Source organism: Rothia sp. ZJ1223, from assembly GCF_016900985.1.
In the GTDB taxonomy this organism is placed as follows: Bacteria; Actinomycetota; Actinomycetes; order Actinomycetales; family Micrococcaceae; genus Rothia.
This window is the reverse complement of sequence record NZ_JAFEUT010000007.1, coordinates 26,081-42,576: the sequence shown is the minus strand read 5'-3', so window position 1 is coordinate 42,576 and position 16,496 is coordinate 26,081. Positions and strand designations below refer to the sequence as shown.

Here is a 16,496-nt window from a genome sequence, read left to right as displayed (position 1 = left end):
GTTAGTCCTGTTCTTCGTCGAAAACTTCTTCCACCGTCTTGCCGAGGACTCTGCAAATGGAGAGCGCTAGGTAGACCGAGGGCGCGTAGTTTCCTTTTTCGATATTGGCGATTGTCTGGCGTGAAACACCAGCTTGCTCGGCAAGTTCTGCCTGTGACAGTTCGTTCCAGCGTCTAAACTTTCGCACCATGTTGGTGCTGCCGTCCTGCGTTGTCATAGATGTTCTTTCGGTCGAGATCTCTCTTAAAATGTAAATTATTCTTTACAAAATAACAAGGTTTATTTTCTGCCACTGCCTCTCTTGTTCCTGACCGGACCAGCTCCATGTTTGATTAACTGCGACACCATAAAATTTCCCCATTTCGTCATAGAAGTCAGCGCGGGGCGAACGCGCCCCACACTGGCACCGTACACACATCAAAGGTGACAGGATGGAAAGTGAACTGTTTATTCACCAACGAAAGGGTTCATCATGGCTGATCTAACCGGCAAGAAAGTTCTAGCGCTGGCATCACAGGGGTTGGAACAGATTGAGCTCACCTCACCCCGCGAAGCACTCGAAGGTGCAGGTGCAACCGTGACCCTCGCGTCCCCCGACGGCAAAGAATTCCAGGGTATGGAAGGTGACTGGGAAAAGAAGGATTTCTTCACCCCCGAGCTCAAGGTCTCTGAAGCAAAAGCTGAAGACTACGACGCGCTGCTGCTTCCCGGTGGTACTTTGAATGCTGATGCAATGCGTTTGAACAAGGACGCGCGTGCGCTGGTTCGCGCTTTCTTGGATGCTGAAAAGCCTGTTGCTGCGATCTGCCACGCACCGTGGTTGCTGATTGATTCCGGTGTTGTTGAGGGTCGTACCTTGACCTCTTATGAGTCGATTGCTCCGGATTTAAAGAACGCTGGCGCGAACTGGGTTGATCAGGAAGTTGCAATCGACGGTACTTTGGTGACCAGTCGTAACCCCAGTGATCTTGAGGCGTTCAACGCTGCAATCATTGAGAAGTTGGCGTAAAGTTTTGCGAAGTAGGCGAGAGTGCAATTTAAGACCGTTTTTCGCGAAAACATGTCTTAAATTGCGCTCTCGGCAGTTTTTGTGTGAGGAGTTAATGATGATTTTTATTGTTGTGAAGTACCAGATTAAAGACGGCAAGCGTGAAGAGTTTTTGGAGGCTACCCGCGAGTTTACTGAGGCTACTCGTGCGGAGCCGGGCAACAAGTGGTTTGAGTGGTCGCTGAGCGTTGAGAACCCTAATGAGGTTGTTCTTGTTGAGGCCTTTAATGATGATGCGGGTGAGGCACACGTGAACTCGGAGCATTTTACTAAGGGTCTTGAGGCTATGAAGCCGTGGTTGGCGGAGACTCCGAAGATTGTTTCTCGTACTATTGATAGCGATGACTGGGGTGAGATGGGTGAGCTAAAAATCGGTTAGTGCGTAGCACCCACCGATTTTTAGCGAACCAGAAAGCCCTGGGCACCCAAGCTGAACCTACAGGCACTCATATAGATTTAGCAGTGAAAAAATGCTGAGTAAGCTCTCGCAAGGTAAAGATTTCGGGTGATTTTGGTCGCCCAGAGTGCGGTATTTTCGCTTTAAGGCGGTGTAGTTGGGAGCCAGCCTCTCTTACCTGTGACTCAGCGTCCTGAGTTCGCCCCTCACCGGTTGCGCGCGTCCGCCCTTAATTTTGGGGTATTTTAGGCGACTTAACTGTTTTTGCCTGGGGGTATCTGCGGTTATGAGCGGGGGTGGGGGATTTTCGTTTACTAGAATGGGTGTGTTGCACCTTGTGTGTTGTCCCTAATTCTGGAGATTCTTTTATGACTTTTGCCCCGTCTGAGCTTGAGAGCTTTGACCATTCTGCTGAGCATCATGAGGCTGATCATGCGTCGGTGTCATTGGCTGTTTCTACGGTGATTTTGGCGTTGCGGCGTAGTGAGGGTGAGTCGCATCAGTCGTTGTGGTTGCCTTTGGTGCGTCGTTTGCGTCAGCCGTATAAGGGTCAGTGGGCTCTTCCGGGTGGTCCGTTGCCAGGTGATCAGTCGTTGGAGCAGGCTGCTGGTTCTACGTTGAAGCGTGCGACGGGGCTTGTGCCGGGGTATCTTGAGCAGCTGTACGCATTTGGTGATGTGCAGCGCACCCCTGATTATCGTCGGATGCGTGAGGGTGCGGTGGAGCCGCAGGTTGATCCTGAGCGTGTGGTGTCGGTGGTGTATTGGGCGTCGATTCCTGCCACTGACGTATCGCATACTCGTGTGCATGAGAACATCAAGTGGTTTAAGGCTGATGATTTGCCGACGCTGGCTTTTGACCATAATGAGATTGTTGAGTACGCGCTGTACCGCTTGCAGAATAAGGTGGAGTATTCACGCATCGCTCACTCGTTCCTGGGCGAGGAGTTCACTCTAGCGCAGTTGCGTGAGGTGTATGAGGCGATTTTGGGACGCACGCTTGATCCGGCGAATTTCCGCCGTCAGATTGCGGCGTCTAAGTCTATTATCGATACCGGACGTAGGGTTGAAGGCACCCGCCACCGCCCGCCGCGTCTGTACCGTTATGATGATTCGCGGGCTTTCGCTGATCAGGGTCCACTTGGTATGTACCGTGCTACTCACGGGCAAGATGTTGCCCAGCACAAATTTTAAGGATTGTTCGATGCATTTTTCACGTCTTTTGGCTCTTAGCGCGGTGAGTGTTGCTGCTTTGGTAGGATGCTCAAGCGCCGCAAATAACGCTGGTGATTCTATGGCGGTAGCGACTGAAACAGCACCTGCATCTCAACAGGTTGTTACGCCGAAGCCACCGGAGTTTCCCGATGGCACTATGGGTACTGTGGTTGAGGTGCGAAACGGTAACACCCTTGTTTTGAATATTGAGGGTAAAGACCGCGAGGTACGCCTTATTAATGTCTTGGCGCCTCACGAACGTAGCGCTGATATTTCTGGTAGCTGTCTGGTGAATGAAGCTACTGATTTTACGCGCGGTCTTTTACCTGTTGGTACTGAGGTGACCTTGAACTTTGATCCGGCGGCTTTGGGTACTTCTGGTTACCTTGAGGCGGCTGTGTATAAGGGTGAAGAGTTTGTGAATCGCACCGTTGTGGCTGAAGGTTTTGGTGCTGCTACCTATCTTTCTTTCTCTGATAAGTTTTATCAGGAAATTTCGGAGGCGCAGTTGGCTGCTGTTGAGGCGGGTAAGGGTGTTTACTCGCCCGATACTGAGTGCTCGATTCAGCATATGCTGAACAGTGAAATTTCGGCGGTTCAGGGTGCTGGTTCGCTGAGTGAAGACGATGCAAAGATTGTGTACCGCGAGGCTTCTGATTTTTACAATGATTTGCAGCGTACCGCCACTAACCCGGCATCGTGGGCAGGTTCTATTACTACCCTGGAGCCTACTCACCTGAAGATGACCGATTTATTAGAGGCTTTGGGCGGCAACTACTATGATCAGAATGGCGTGAAGGCTGCTGATAAGGAGAGAGCTTCTGCTGCTCCCGTTCGCCCCGGTCAGGAGCCCGAAGTGGTACAGCCATCTTATGACCCCTCGATTGGAGTTGAGCCGGAGCCAACGAGAGAACCCGCATTGACTGATGAAGAACTAGCTGAGGCAGGCTTAACACCTGTAGAAGAAGGTTAGTAAAGATTCCCCAAACCGCTAAAGGTTGACAGCCCGCGTCCGCGCATTCCCCTGTAGAGGGAATAGCGCGAACGCGGGCATTTGTTTTCCATGAAAGAGGACGCATGAGAGGTTTGAGCACGGCTAGCAAGGGTAAGTGACACCTCATATGACAAAGTGACACACCATGTGACAAAAGAGTGTCACATGGTGTGTCACGTTGTAACTTTGATGTCACTTCGTTATTTCTGTACACACGAAAGCACCCGCGTCCCCCCTCTTTAGTGGAAAAGGTGAGGACGCGGGTGCGCGCTATTAACTCATAAAAGCTAGAGACTGAAGGCTTAGGCTTCAGGGATAACCAGACCCTTGGTCTGTGATACTGCGCGGTCGAAGCGTGCTGCTACGTCTTCCCAGTTCACGATGTTCCAGAATGCCTTGACGTAGTCGCCCTTAACGTTCTGGTAGTCCAGGTAGAAAGCGTGCTCCCACATATCCAGCTGCAGAACGGGAATCAATGCAACGGAGATGTTGCCCTGCTGATCGTAAAGCTGCTCGATGATAAGGCGCTTGCCGACGGTGTCCCATGCCAGGATTGCCCAGCCAGAACCCTGAATGGTGGTTGCTACGTTCTCAAAGTGAGCGCGGAAAGAGTCGAATGAACCGAAGTTATCATCGATCGCTGCTGCGAGCTCACCGGTGGGCTTGTCGCCACCCTCGGGTGAGAGGTTCTTCCAGAAGATGGAGTGGTTGGTGTGGCCACCGAGGTTGAAGGCCAGATCCTTGGAGAGCTTGCCGATGTTGGCGAAGTCGCCCTTTTCGCGTGCTTCTTCCATCTTCTCAAGAGCAGTGTTCGCGCCGCCTACGTAGGTTGCGTGGTGCTTTGAGTGGTGCAGTTCCATGATGCGCGCAGAAATGTGCGGTTCAAGTGCTGCGTAATCGTAGTCGAGGTCAGGCAAAACGTACTTCTCAGCCATGAGGAGTTCCTTTCAGTAGAAAACAAGTTCATTGTCGAGCCTACACCTTTTCACCTGCTATGTCGCGGTGTGAGTCACAAATATTTGCCGTTAGCTAACTGAAAATTCACTGGATGCACCCGCGCCTCAGTGGCAGTTCCAGCATCGCCAAAATGTGAAGAACTGCCTACAAGAAGTACATAACTCTTCAACTAGCAAAAGGCGCACCCCGATGAGCAATCAAAACCCCGGCCCCCCAGTGAAAGCCACCTGCAGCAACAATCCCGAAACTGGGCTCTCCAACGGGGTAACCCCTGTGAAAGTAAGGGCGGTGCTGTTGAGGTTCTTGAGCCGCGCGAGGTTCCCCTGCCGCCGGTAGCACACTCGATATCATTGCCGATGAACTGATGAACTGATGAACTCCACCTATGCAGACGGCGGTGTCTTCCCGCAATTCGGTGAGTTCCCCGCCCAACCAGCCGGACGAGCTGAGAGCACCGTCCACCTCGCGGCACCGAGCTAAACACCTTGCCCTCATTAACGTCGGTCGTCTCACCCGAGGCGACCGACATTTTAAATTCTTTACAATGCTGCGATTTCAGCGATGTCAGCCGGTGCTGTACGGCAGCAACCACCAATGACGCGCGCACCTGCCGCCTGCCACCACTCAGTGTTAAGGGCAAGATTGGCGGTGCTGTCTTTGAGCGCCCAGGTTTTGGTGACGGGGTCGTATTCTTCACCGGAGTTGGGGTAAGTTATCAACGGCTTAGTAGTGAGCGCAGAAAGCGCACGCAGCGCCGGTTCTACGTTTTCTTGGGCGGTGCAATTGAGCCCCACCGCAACGACCTGCGGCGACGCATCCAGCACCGGCAGCAGCTCACTTAGGGCAGTACCGTCACACAGATGGTGGGAATCTTTTAATGAAAGTGATACCCAGGCTTCACTCTCGCTAAATTCTTGAGCGAGAAGATCAACGAGCGCACGCACTTCATCACCGTTGGGCATAGTTTCAAGAGCAAAAACATCAGCCCCCGCTTCATCGACAAGTTGCATGCGCTGGCGGTGGAAGTCTTTAAACTCTGTCAGAGTCAGTGAGTAGTTACCGGTATATTCACTACCGTCTGCCAGGTAGGCACCGTAGGGTCCGATGCTGGCGGCAACAACAAGCAAACGTGCGTCCTGATGGTTTTCTTCTGCATATTCATGACGTGTTTTGACGGCAATATTAACTGCCTTCTTAACAAGCTGTACACTTTCAGCTTCGGTTAAACCGCTTTCAACGAACGCTGGTACATTTGCTTGGTACGTATTGGTTGTTGCAATGTGGGCGCCTGCTTCAAAGTAGCTGCGATGTACCTCGGCTATAGCCTGCGGGTGGTCAATCAGCGCCGTTGCAGACCATAGTTGGTTGGCAGTATCAACGCCGAGCTTTTCGAGTTCAGTTGCCATCGCACCATCAGCAACTACGAGCGGGTCAGTGGCTAACAGTTGGCTGAAACGGTGAGTGGTCATAAGAGAGAGACTTCCTTACGTGCTGATCTCTGGCGGGTGCGCCGGGGGTTATTTTTTACCTTATCCGACACCGCATTTATTTTAAGGGCGTTCACGTATGCCTGGTTCACAGAGCGAAACAAAGTCTTCTTCAACGCATCATCTTGAGCGTAAGATGAGCAGCCGCCACATGATCATGCTGTCTTTGGGCGGCGTGATTGGCACCGGTCTCTTTTTGAGTTCGGGGTACACCATCAATCAGGCAGGGCCTTTTGGTACGGTACTTGCCTACGGCATGGGCGCAATCATCGTATACCTGGTGATGATGTGTCTGGGTGAGCTGTCGGTAGCTATGCCGTGGACGGGTTCTTTTCACGTCTACGCCACCCAGTTTTTGGGACCGGGCACCGGGTTTACCGTGGCGATTTTGTACTGGCTAACGTGGACGATTGCGTTAGGTTCTGAATTCACGGCCTCGGGCATCATTATGCAGCAGTGGTTTCCTGACACCCCCGTGTGGGTGTGGAGCGCTCTGTTCATCGTTATTATTTTTGCCCTCAATGCGGTGAGCGTAAAGATTTTCGCTGAAACGGAATCATGGCTGGCACTCATTAAAGTAGTTGCGATTATCGCCTTTATTGTGCTGGGTGCCCTGACGATGTTCGGTGCGATCCCCCTGCAGTCGGGCGAACCTGCACCCGGCTTCACCCACCTTTTTGAAGATGGACTTTTCCCCAACGGTTTTGGCGCGGTCTTCACGGTGATGTTGGCAGTCAACTTCGCTTTCTCAGGCACCGAACTCATTGGCATCGCAGCCGGTGAAGCTGAGAACCCCGAAGAAACCGTACCGCGTGCAATTCGCAGCACCCTCTGGCGTCTCGCCGTCTTCTTCATCGGTGCCATCATCGTTATGGCGTCCTTGATTCCCTATAAGGAAGCAGGAGTGGACGCCTCCCCCTTCGTTCTCCTCTTCGAGAAAATCGGCATTCCCTTCGCCGCCGACATCATGAACTTCGTGGTGCTCACCGCCATTTTGTCAGCCGCAAACTCTGGGCTCTACGCGTCCACACGTATGCTCTGGTCACTGTCGAACGAAGGGATGATTCCCCAGCGCATCTCGCGCGTCAATAAAGCTGGCGTGCCTTTCTTGGCGATGTGCATTTGCATGGTCGGTGGTCTGTTCTCGCTACTGTCAAGCTTCATTGCAGCAGACACCGTTTACATGGTGCTGGTGTCTATTTCTGGTCTCGCAGTGGTACTGGTGTGGGTGTCCATTGCCGCCTGCCACATCGTTTTCCGCAAGCGCTACCTAGCAGAGGGCAAGAAACTTGAAGACCTCAAATACCGCGCCCCCGGCTACCCCTACCTCTCGTGGGTAACCCTAGTTGTTTGCGCGCTCTCGTGCGTCCTCATCGTCTTCGACCCCAACCAGCGTCCGGCACTGTTCTACACCGTGCCGTTCATTGCCCTGTGCTACCTGGCGCACCGCGTCACGAGTAAGCGCAAGAAGCACCTGTAAAAGCACCGAGTACAGACGAGAGTACCGTCTGAGAGAGCAGTTCATTGGTCGCCCTCAGACGGTACTTTTTGTCTCTCTCACTGTGAACCTGTGCATTAAGGGAAAAAGTTATCCACAGGTGTGTAAAACTCTGTGAATAATTCGAACACCTGTACGCGTGCCCGCCACCACTACGCCCCAGAACCTGTCATGACGGGGTTCGCTTGCCTCAATAGACCAGGCTACGCGCCTGTAATCACAGCGGTGTAGTTATCCACGCTGTGGAAAAAATCTGTGGAAAGTTTCGTTTTTACCCAGTTTCTGGAACCAAAAAGACGGTGTGCATCCACATTTATCCACCGGAGCACTCAAAAATGCAGAGTTTAAGTGGAAAATGTTCACAGAGTTATCCACAGATAGTGGAAAACTTGGCTCCGGATACAGAAGGACGCGCCCACCCCCGCGAGATGGATGTATCCGTTGCCCCCTAAGCCCCTGCAATATCGGGGCTTTTAGTGTCTCTATGACCCTGGGGGCTATCCGGTTTTTTATGCACAGCTATGTAATCACAGCAGTGTAGTTATCCACGCTGTGGAAAACTCTTGTGGAAAACTTCGCATAGTCTCACCCGTTGCCCCGGTCAGTTTCGCCAAAGCTGCGTCATAGTCGTAGGATGCGGCAAGCGTCCGAGCCTCTTCAAGAGCGAGCGCTGAGGGGTCTTGGGTTTCGGTAACGGTAGGTGCCGGGGCATTACCGACAGACTGCCCGGCGCTACCGCAACCGGTGAGGGCAAGAGCGCCCAATAGAAAGAGGGTGGCGGGAGGCGTGAACATATTTCATGCGTGGGACTCGCTGTGCTTCTCAAGAACTGCTAAGAGAGTTCTTTCAGCATACACAAACACCGGCAGCTACCCCTGTATCACTCGGTGTGACCGTCCTCTGCCCAGGTGACCACAATAAACGTGGTCACCTGGGCAGAAGGTGGTCACACCCGCCTCCTTCGCGCTGTATTAGCTACCTTCCTGCACCAGCCCGCCTAGCTGAAGCAAGCTGAGGGTAAACCTCGGCGCGTCCGGACGGAGCAGCGGGGTTGGGATAACCGGGTTCAGGTAATAAAAATCCCCCGGTTCATACAACCGGGGGATTTTTATGGCGTTAGGTTTAATCTTCGATGACTGATTTTTTCACGGTAATAATCTCGCTGGGTTTGCCACCTAATACTGCCTCACCAATTTTTGCGAGCTGGGTTGCCTGGCGCTTGTTGATGCGGTTAAAAATTTGGCGGCGCACTTCTTCAACGTGACCGGGCGCAGCTTCCTGTACTTTCTGCAGACCTGCAGGGTGCAGCTCGCAGATGCTGACGCGGCGATCTTTTGACCAAACGGTGCGGCTGACGTAGTCCTGCTTTTCCAAGCGGGTCACTACACGAGAAAGACGCGGCAGCAGAGTGTTGGTCTGGTGCGCCAACTCAGTCATAGTCAGCCGGTGCTCAGGCGCTTCAGAGAGCATGGCAAGCACCATGTACTCCACGAAACTCAAATCAGCATCTCGTTCAAGCTGTGCTTCAAGAGAACCGGGCAGGTTGAAGATGACCGAGCTCAAAAAAAGCCATGCGTCGCGCTCGTCATCATTCAGCCAGGGGGTTTCTTGCTTTGAGCTCACGAGTTATGCTCCATTTCCACAGGTGTAAGACGCTTATCTACGATGTACTGCGACTGGGGCGTGTGCCCCCACAGTGGCATACAGGTTTCTTTCAATTAAAACATGAGCAAACTTGTTGGACGCTCCTAAGACCCTGAAAATCAGTGAGTAGTGGCTCTCAAAGCACCACGAAAACCCACGATGCCGCGCTTTTTCAGGGAACAAAGGGCAAAAACGGGGTACAGCGGGTGAGCCTGCGCCACCGTAAAATAACGGTTTCCCCGCCGACCAGAACCAAGCTGCTGATAAACTAAGGTGCTTAGGTGTGCCGGGAAGTCTGGTCGGCACCTGCGCGCGGCGCAGGTTTTATTTTCAATGACCACTTCTATGTGAGGAACATATGGCTTCTGATAACACTGTTTTGACGCGTGGGACGTACAAAGAGTCCCAGCGCGTCAGCGAGATTCTGCGCAAGGAGTCTGTGGGTGGCATTATCTTGCTCATAGCTACCATCGCAGCACTTGTTTTTGCGAACTCCCCCGCTGCTGATACCTATTTTGGTATTCGTGATTCGTACATCGGACGCGATATCGGCGATTTTCATCTGAAACTTTCGATTGGTCACTGGGCTGCTGATGGTCTGTTGGCTGTTTTCTTCTTCTTGGTTGGTCTTGAGTTGAAGAAAGAGTTTGTGATGGGTGCGCTGCGTAACCCCAGTACCGCTCTGGTACCTATGGTTGCGGCAGCCGGTGGCGTTTTGATGCCTTCGCTGATTTACTTCTTTATTAATATGTCGGGTTCTGCTGAGGCTCGCGGTGGTTGGGCTATTCCCGCGGCAACTGATATTGCTTTCGCGGTGGCGGTGCTTGCTGTTATTGGTTCGCACCTGCCGGCTGCTCTGCGTATTTTCTTGCTGACCCTGGCTGTGGTTGATGACCTCATTGCTATTACCATCATCGCTCTTTTCTACACCTCAGAGTTGAAGGTTCACTACCTGCTGTGGGCTATCATCCCTATCATTCTGTACGCGGTGATTGCTCGTTTCTCTGAGCGTCTCTTCCACCTTAAGCCGATTGCTGCTTGGTTAGTTCTGATGCCTATTGGCTTCATTGTGTGGGCACTGTTCTTGAACTCAGGTATTCACGCAACCATTGCGGGCGTTATTCTGGCTTTCACCGTTCCCGTACGTATGAACAAGCGTTCTAAGTCGGCGCATGCTGAACACGGTCTTGCCGAGGTCATGGAACACAATATTCGCCCCTTCTCGGCTGGTTTCTGCGTTCCCGTGTTTGCGTTCTTCTCAGCGGGCGTTGCTCTCGGTGGCTGGGAAGGCTTCACTTCATCTCTGACCAAGCCCATCGCCTACGGCATCATTTTGGCTTTGGTCTTCGGTAAGATGCTGGGCATTTTCAGCTCTACCTGGCTGGTCACCCGTTTCAGGGGAGCCAACCTTGACCCCGACATCAAGTGGGTCGATATCTTGGGTGTAGCAACCCTTGCCGGTATTGGTTTCACCGTTTCACTGCTGGTTGCGGAGCTCTCCTTCGGTTTGGGTTCTGACTACAACGATGACGCCAAGGTCGCTATTCTCACCGGTTCTGTGACCGCAGCCGTCCTGGGTTCCATCATCTTGGGTCTGCGTAATAAGCACTACAAGAATATTGCGCTGAAAGAAGCTGTGGATGCCGATGAAGACGGCATTCCCGACGTCTTTAGCGATAACGGTTCAGGTATCGGTGGCGGTTCAAAGCGCGCCTAATCGCCGGGTATGTTCAATGCAGAAAAGTACCGCCGTACAGCGAAAAAATAATCGCTGTACGGCGGTACTTTTTACTTTGGAGGTAGGTTTTCTACCGTCAAGGAAAAACCCTAAGCTGCTGCAATACCTGCGGGCTTGTGACCGCGGTTTTCCCTAAAGTTTTCGAGGGCGGCGAGTGCCTTAGTTTCGTAACCAAAGATAGTCATAACAATCAGGTGAACACGCGCCTGTGTGAGGGTGTACACCGTCCACGGCAGGCTCGGTTCGTACTCGTGAATGGCGATAATGACGCGGTTTTCACCGAGGACGCGCCTGAAGGCAAGGCGGGCACGACTACCTTCGGCGGTGCGCGCGAAGAGACCGCCGCTGATAAGGTATACCACCGCGTCCTCACTGGAACGCTGCGGTGAGTGCTGCAGGATCAAAATCGGTTCTTTGAGCAGGGGCAGGAAAATTTCTGTACGGTTATCGGTGATGCGGGTGCCGACCACCTTGAAGCTAGCGCGTGAGAGCCACTTGAGGTAGTAAGAAGCGGTGTCTTGCACTGACCAGCTCGCCGGAATGGTGACGCGCTGAATCGACTTCACGTCGTTCTTGGGGTTTTCCACATCGGATTTGAAGGGGATGCGCAGACGCGGCAGGCTGTAGCCGGTAGAGTCCTGACCCTCGGTTGCCAGGCGCACGCTTTCCTTGAACCCGGTGGGGGCGTTGGTGATCCCCTCGACGGTGTGTTCGGGGGTAATAACCAGGTCGTGTACGAGGCTGTCGAGTAACGGCCCCACCATTTCGATGGGTTTGCCACTGATGAGGGCTACCCAGAGTTTAAACGCCCATACGGGAATAATAGGCAGATCAACCATAGGTAGTTTTTTGCCCAGCACCTCAGCGGTCTGTTCGAAGAGTTCGCGGTAGGTTATCTCTTCGGGCCCGCCAATGTCGATGGAACACTGCCCCAGGTCTTCGCGTTCGATGGCAGCAAGCAAACCCTCTATAAGATCGCGCAGCGCTACCGGGTGGGTGCGGTTATACGCCCATGAGGGCAGCACCAGACCGGGCAGGCGTTCTACCAGAGACTGCAGAATCGGGAATGATGAACCCTTGGGACCCACAATCAACCCGGCACGTAGCGTCGTTACGGGTACGCCGTGGGAGCTAAGGATCTTCTCGCACTCCAGGCGGCTTGCTAGGTGACGAGAAAGTTTTTCGTTCTCAGGTACGATGCCGCTGAGGTAAACAATGCGCTTCACGCCGTTGTTCGCTGCGGCGCGGGCGAAGTTATCTGCCAACAACGCGTCCATATCTTCAAAACTTGCCTGAGTCAGTTTTGCCGGTGGCTGCATGGAATGCACCAGGTAAACCGCCAGGTCAATATCTTTCATGACGCGTTCGTTATCTTCGGGCGCGAAAAGATCAGCCGCCACCCAGGTAACGTTCTTCTCGTTTTCTTTGTTCTCGGTACTGCGGGAAACCACGATGATTTCGTGGTTCTTCTTGAGTTCTTTAAGCAGGTTTCTACCGATGTAACCGGAGGCACCCGTGAGCAAGATTTTCATATTGTACAGCCTTATTGCAGTGCAGGTGCAGTCTATGGGTAGTCTGCTTAGTTTCAAGACTAATTAAGCGCAGTTGCGCTATGGTTTTATACAAAACTACAACACAACTGCGCTCTCGTATACATACAACTTAGTTGTAGCGACATGAGCCAGAGCGAGTATACGGGAGCTGCTTTCTAGCCTGAGATTTTTATTTCCTCGCTCACGCAGAGAACTCCCAGCTAGCTTATTTTTTCTCCACTAGTTTATTTGCGGCAGCCGCCATGGCTCCGAACTTACGCAGAGTCTCGGGCATATCGTCCTTTTCGGTGATAACTTCAATAAAGACCATCTTATTCTTCTCTACCTGAGCTGTAGCGCAGGCATCGAGTAGCTCATTGACGGTGGATGCGCGTAGCACAACGGCGGTCTCGTCGGTGGCACCGAAAGCAGCAGGGATTTTTTGCCAGTCCATGGGAGCGATGTCGTTATAGACAAGCTTTTTACCGTGTATAGCGCGTTCGATGGTGTAGCCATCATTGTTGATGAGGAAAATAACGGGGTTGAGACCATGGCGCACAATAGTGGCGAGTTCTTGGATGGTGAGCTGAGCTGAACCGTCTCCGATGAAGAGCACACCACGAGAGCCACGGTCAGCGATAGTGGCACCCAACAGTGCAGGCAAAGTGTAACCAATGGAGCCCCACAGGGGTGCGCCAATAAAACGGGCATCTTTAGGGAATCCTCGCGACGCCATACCGAAAAACGAGGTGCCCATTTCAACCACAACGGTATTGAGTTCATCGAGGTTAGAAGCCACGACGTCCCAGAGTTGCTGTTGAGTCAGGGCATCATCGGAAGGTTCGGGGTGTACAAGGTCACTGACGAAGGGGGTGTAGTCCATGGGCTTGGCACCCACCTCTAGGGCAACCTCAGCCAGAATATCTAGCGCATCCGCTAGGGCGAGGGGCGCGAAGGTGTCTCGACCAATAGTTGCTGATTCTGCGCCTAGGTTAATTGCTTTGTGCATATCAACCTTGTGTGAGAAACCTACGGTGTTGGTGTCAGTAAATGCAACAGCCGAAAGAATAATTGCCTCAGCATCTTCAATGACAGTGCGAGTTTCATCGGCAGTCAAAGTACCCAAGTAGATACCAGCGAACTGGGTGTTGTTCTCGTCAATGAGAGCCTTTGCGCCCATCAGGGTGCAGTAGGGAAAGTCGGTGGTTTCAATGAGTTTTTGCAGGTCGTCGGTTGCCTGAAGACGGGCGGTCATGTAATCCACCAGTACGGAGGTCTTTTTACCGCGCAAAAACTCGGTAGCAGCCTCCCTAAAAGAGGTTTTCGCGACTTCAGTTGAGATCTGCAGCTTCACCTCAAGCGGAGCAGCAGGAGGGTTGATTTCTGCACTGGCAACATCGGCGGGCAGCATCAGATAACCGGGTTTGCTGTGTACAACGGCGTCGCGGAGTACGCGGTCGATGTCGAAGGCTGCGGTTGCGGGTTGCAAAATAGCGGTGGCGGCATTGACCTCATCTGCCATACGAATGAAGTGTTTGAAGTCGCCGTCGCCTAGGGTGTGGTGTACACGCAGGTGAGAGTTCTGGGCAGCAGTTGAAGGCGCACCAACAATGTGAATGACGGGCACGTTTTCTGCATACGAGCCAGCGGTGGCGTTAATAGAGGAAAGTTCGCCCACACCATAAGTGGTTACTAGGGCGCCGAGACCGCGCACGCGCGCATAACCATCTGCTGCGTACCCTGCATTGAGCTCGTTCATGTTGCCCACCCACTCTAGTTTTTCGTGGTCGAGTACGTCATCGAGGAAACCGAGGTTGAAGTCGCCAGGCACACCGAAGATATCAGTCACACCAAGTTCAGCGAGTCGGTCTAGCAGATAGTTTGCCACCTTGTAGCTCATCAGGATTCTCCTTAGGTGAGGAAATAAAGAATTAGTCGCTAACCTCAAAGGAGTGTCAGCATAAGTCACATCACATCTTACGGCACGAACACCCCTTGAAGTGAGGCGCATCATATTGAATGTTAAATACTCGTTTCGTAGCCCCTCTAAAATTGCGCGCAGTCCCTCAGCGGTGCACAATGAAAAGTGCTATATATTGCCCTCGGGGCTCTTCATTCGGGTAGCGCACACACTAAACACGCACCCACTCTTTCTTCGCAACGACGCGCTACTTACCTCTTTCTTCTGACTGCAGTACCGGTAAGTGGTGCATTTTGCAGATCTGGAGCACATACATGGACGCTTTTCTAAGCGCTATTGAGCGGTTGAACTCTGTCACCGCTCCAGCTTCTGATGTCATTTTGGACATCAACAACTTCATTTGGGGCAAGGGCTTCTTCTTTATTCTGACGGCCATTGCCCTCATCATTACTTTCTGGACGCGTGGCATCCAGTTCCGCGGTATCACCGAAATGTTCCGCACACTGAAAGACCCGGCAGGTACCGAGTACGACGGCAAAAAGAGCATCTCAGCTTTCCGCGCGTTTACTGTTTCTGCGGCATCCCGTGTGGGTACCGGCAATATTGCCGGTGTTGCACTGGCGATCACTATGGGTGGCCCCGGCGCTGTTTTCTGGATGTGGGTTATCGCGTCCATCGGCGCTGCGAGCGCTTTCGCTGAGTCCTTGCTGGGTCAGCTCTACAAGGAGCGCGGCAAGGATTCCTACATTGGTGGCCCCGCTTACTACATGAAGCGTGGTCTGAAGGCTAAGTGGCTGGGCTTCATCTTTGTTGCTTTCATCGTGGTCACCTATGCGTTTGTTTTTGTTGCTGTGCAGACCAACTCAATTGTTGATGCTGTGTCAACCTCTTTTGCCATTGACGTGACCGGCACTAACAATATGGGCTTCCGTATCATGATTGGTCTGGTCATTATGGCTGTTTCAGCTGCGATTATCTTCGGTGGCATCCGCGCGATTTCATCTGTTACTGAGATCCTCGTGCCAGTGATGGCTGTTCTTTACGTTGGCTTGGGCGTTCTGGTTATTGCACTGAACCTGGGTGAGATCCCCGGTATTCTCGCCATGATTTTTGAGGGTGCCTTTGGTCTGCGTGAGTTCGGTGTGGGCGGTCTGATGGGTGCGCTGGTCATTGGTATGCGCCGCGGTCTGTTGTCGAATGAGGCTGGTATGGGTACTGCGCCTAACGCTGGTGCTACCGCTGTGGTTTCGCACCCCGCCAAGCAGGGTTTTGTTCAGGCATTGGGTGTTTACTTTGATACCTTGCTGATCTGCTCCATCACCGCTTTCATTGTTCTGCTTTCAAACCCCTCTTACGGTGAGGACGTTCAGGGTGCTGCTCTGACTCAGACCGCTTTGGCGGGCGAACTGGGCAACTGGGCAATTCACTTCTTGTCAGTAGCAATTACCCTCTTCGCTTTTTCATCGATTATCGGTAACTACTACTATGGCGAGTCGAACATCCGCTTCGTCACCGAGAACAAGGGCCCGATGGCTGTTTTCCGCATCATCGTTCTGCTCTTCGTCTTCTTCGGCGCTATTGCGTCACTGGATCTGCTGTGGAACACTGCTGACCTGCTGAACGCTGGTATGGTCATCACCAACCTCGTTGCAGTTCTGATTCTGATGCCGCAGGTTTCAAAGGTTCTGAAGAACTACGAAGCTCAGCGTGCCGCCGGCAAAGAGCCGGTCTTCCACAAGAATGACCTGCCCGAAGCTGACCTGGCTGCTTGGGACGGCACTGACGAAATCGCGTCCGCCGAGTTCTGGGAGACCCGCGCGATGCCCGTGGTGAAGCTGAAGGAAGCCCGCCGCAAGTAAGGCTCGCCCTTACTCTCTAACTCCCACAAAAGCGTCCTTCTCACGGAACTGGTTTACTGCGCTGTGAAAAGGACGCTTTTGCGTACCCGAAGGTACTTCATACGGCGGGCGCGCATAAACATTCACCGGGGCGTTCTGCACATACTCCAGTGAATGCTTGAATCACTCTCAGCACAAGGACGCGCCGACCCGCCTCATGGGGTACTT

General features: G+C 52.8%; 14 protein-coding genes. 7 read left to right on the top strand and 7 right to left on the bottom strand.

Going from position 1 to position 16,496, the window contains the following annotated elements; translation table 11 throughout:
• Nucleotide 1 precedes the first annotated feature (1 nt).
• A complete protein-coding gene (locus JTP09_RS09805; RefSeq protein ID WP_204878282.1) occupies nucleotides 2-217 on the bottom strand; it encodes a helix-turn-helix transcriptional regulator in 216 nt (71 codons plus the stop codon).
• A gap of 255 nt (nucleotides 218-472) precedes the next feature.
• Between JTP09_RS09805 and JTP09_RS09800 the strand changes: the two genes are divergently transcribed.
• The 4 genes from JTP09_RS09800 to JTP09_RS09785 all read left to right on the top strand — a co-directional run bounded on the left by JTP09_RS09800 (nucleotide 473) and on the right by JTP09_RS09785 (nucleotide 3,632).
• Entirely contained in the window at nucleotides 473-1,009 is a 537-nt protein-coding gene (locus JTP09_RS09800; protein ID WP_204878281.1) for a type 1 glutamine amidotransferase domain-containing protein, read from the top strand.
• A 97-nt stretch (nucleotides 1,010-1,106) separates the two neighbouring features.
• Nucleotides 1,107-1,427: a putative quinol monooxygenase gene (locus JTP09_RS09795; RefSeq protein ID WP_204878299.1), complete on the top strand. Its 321-nt coding sequence runs from the start codon at nucleotides 1,107-1,109 to the stop codon at nucleotides 1,425-1,427.
• A gap of 386 nt (nucleotides 1,428-1,813) precedes the next feature.
• Complete coding sequence (locus tag JTP09_RS09790) at nucleotides 1,814-2,638, top strand: NUDIX domain-containing protein (protein WP_204878280.1); 825 nt, start codon at nucleotides 1,814-1,816, stop codon at nucleotides 2,636-2,638.
• A 10-nt stretch (nucleotides 2,639-2,648) separates the two neighbouring features.
• Nucleotides 2,649-3,632, top strand: coding sequence for a thermonuclease family protein (locus tag JTP09_RS09785; protein WP_204878279.1), 984 nt, complete (start codon nucleotides 2,649-2,651; stop codon nucleotides 3,630-3,632).
• Between the two features lie 323 nt (nucleotides 3,633-3,955).
• Here JTP09_RS09785 and JTP09_RS09780 read toward each other — a convergent pair whose 3' ends face one another.
• Nucleotides 3,956-4,588 carry a superoxide dismutase gene (locus tag JTP09_RS09780; protein WP_204878278.1) on the bottom strand — a complete coding sequence of 211 codons (633 nt, stop codon included), beginning with the start codon at nucleotides 4,586-4,588 and terminating at the stop codon, nucleotides 3,956-3,958.
• A gap of 561 nt (nucleotides 4,589-5,149) precedes the next feature.
• Nucleotides 5,150-6,079, bottom strand: coding sequence for a homocysteine S-methyltransferase (gene mmuM / locus JTP09_RS09775; protein WP_204878277.1), 930 nt, complete (start codon nucleotides 6,077-6,079; stop codon nucleotides 5,150-5,152).
• A 97-nt stretch (nucleotides 6,080-6,176) separates the two neighbouring features.
• Between mmuM and JTP09_RS09770 the strand changes: the two genes are divergently transcribed.
• Nucleotides 6,177-7,577 carry an amino acid permease gene (locus JTP09_RS09770; RefSeq protein ID WP_204878276.1) on the top strand — a complete coding sequence of 467 codons (1,401 nt, stop codon included), beginning with the start codon at nucleotides 6,177-6,179 and terminating at the stop codon, nucleotides 7,575-7,577.
• 545 nt (nucleotides 7,578-8,122) lie between these two features.
• Here JTP09_RS09770 and JTP09_RS09765 read toward each other — a convergent pair.
• Nucleotides 8,123-8,389, bottom strand: a complete 267-nt coding sequence (locus tag JTP09_RS09765; RefSeq protein WP_204878275.1) for a hypothetical protein — start codon at nucleotides 8,387-8,389, stop codon at nucleotides 8,123-8,125.
• A 328-nt stretch (nucleotides 8,390-8,717) separates the two neighbouring features.
• Nucleotides 8,718-9,218 carry a MarR family winged helix-turn-helix transcriptional regulator gene (locus tag JTP09_RS09760; protein ID WP_204878274.1) on the bottom strand — a complete coding sequence of 167 codons (501 nt, stop codon included), beginning with the start codon at nucleotides 9,216-9,218 and terminating at the stop codon, nucleotides 8,718-8,720.
• Nucleotides 9,219-9,597: 379 nt separating this feature from the next.
• Here JTP09_RS09760 and nhaA point away from each other — a divergent pair, with 379 nt between their 5' ends.
• Nucleotides 9,598-10,956: a Na+/H+ antiporter NhaA gene (nhaA, locus tag JTP09_RS09755; protein WP_204878273.1), complete on the top strand. Its 1,359-nt coding sequence runs from the start codon at nucleotides 9,598-9,600 to the stop codon at nucleotides 10,954-10,956.
• Nucleotides 10,957-11,066: 110 nt separating this feature from the next.
• On the opposite strand, the gene JTP09_RS09750 is transcribed toward nhaA, so the two are convergent.
• Both JTP09_RS09750 and JTP09_RS09745 read right to left on the bottom strand, forming a co-directional pair.
• The gene (locus tag JTP09_RS09750; RefSeq protein ID WP_204878272.1) at nucleotides 11,067-12,509 is read right to left on the bottom strand and encodes an NAD(P)H-binding protein; all 1,443 of its coding nucleotides are present in this window, start codon (nucleotides 12,507-12,509) and stop codon (nucleotides 11,067-11,069) included.
• Between the two features lie 226 nt (nucleotides 12,510-12,735).
• Entirely contained in the window at nucleotides 12,736-14,409 is a 1,674-nt protein-coding gene (locus tag JTP09_RS09745; RefSeq protein WP_204878271.1) for an alpha-keto acid decarboxylase family protein, read from the bottom strand.
• Between the two features lie 335 nt (nucleotides 14,410-14,744).
• Between JTP09_RS09745 and JTP09_RS09740 the strand changes: the two genes are divergently transcribed.
• Complete coding sequence (locus JTP09_RS09740) at nucleotides 14,745-16,289, top strand: sodium:alanine symporter family protein (RefSeq protein WP_204878270.1); 1,545 nt, start codon at nucleotides 14,745-14,747, stop codon at nucleotides 16,287-16,289.
• The last annotated feature ends 207 nt before the right edge of the window (nucleotides 16,290-16,496 follow it).

Coding starts and splice junctions, on each gene's coding strand:
- JTP09_RS09805 (WP_204878282.1), bottom strand. CDS start 217: ATGACAACGCAGGACGGCAGCACCAACATGGTGCGAAAGTTTAGACGC.
- JTP09_RS09800 (WP_204878281.1), top strand. CDS start 473: ATGGCTGATCTAACCGGCAAGAAAGTTCTAGCGCTGGCATCACAGGGG.
- JTP09_RS09795 (WP_204878299.1), top strand. CDS start 1,107: ATGATTTTTATTGTTGTGAAGTACCAGATTAAAGACGGCAAGCGTGAA.
- JTP09_RS09790 (WP_204878280.1), top strand. CDS start 1,814: ATGACTTTTGCCCCGTCTGAGCTTGAGAGCTTTGACCATTCTGCTGAG.
- JTP09_RS09785 (WP_204878279.1), top strand. CDS start 2,649: ATGCATTTTTCACGTCTTTTGGCTCTTAGCGCGGTGAGTGTTGCTGCT.
- JTP09_RS09780 (WP_204878278.1), bottom strand. CDS start 4,588: ATGGCTGAGAAGTACGTTTTGCCTGACCTCGACTACGATTACGCAGCA.
- mmuM (WP_204878277.1), bottom strand. CDS start 6,079: ATGACCACTCACCGTTTCAGCCAACTGTTAGCCACTGACCCGCTCGTA.
- JTP09_RS09770 (WP_204878276.1), top strand. CDS start 6,177: ATGCCTGGTTCACAGAGCGAAACAAAGTCTTCTTCAACGCATCATCTT.
- JTP09_RS09765 (WP_204878275.1), bottom strand. CDS start 8,389: ATGTTCACGCCTCCCGCCACCCTCTTTCTATTGGGCGCTCTTGCCCTC.
- nhaA (WP_204878273.1), top strand. CDS start 9,598: ATGGCTTCTGATAACACTGTTTTGACGCGTGGGACGTACAAAGAGTCC.
- JTP09_RS09750 (WP_204878272.1), bottom strand. CDS start 12,509: ATGAAAATCTTGCTCACGGGTGCCTCCGGTTACATCGGTAGAAACCTG.
- JTP09_RS09745 (WP_204878271.1), bottom strand. CDS start 14,409: ATGAGCTACAAGGTGGCAAACTATCTGCTAGACCGACTCGCTGAACTT.
- JTP09_RS09740 (WP_204878270.1), top strand. CDS start 14,745: ATGGACGCTTTTCTAAGCGCTATTGAGCGGTTGAACTCTGTCACCGCT.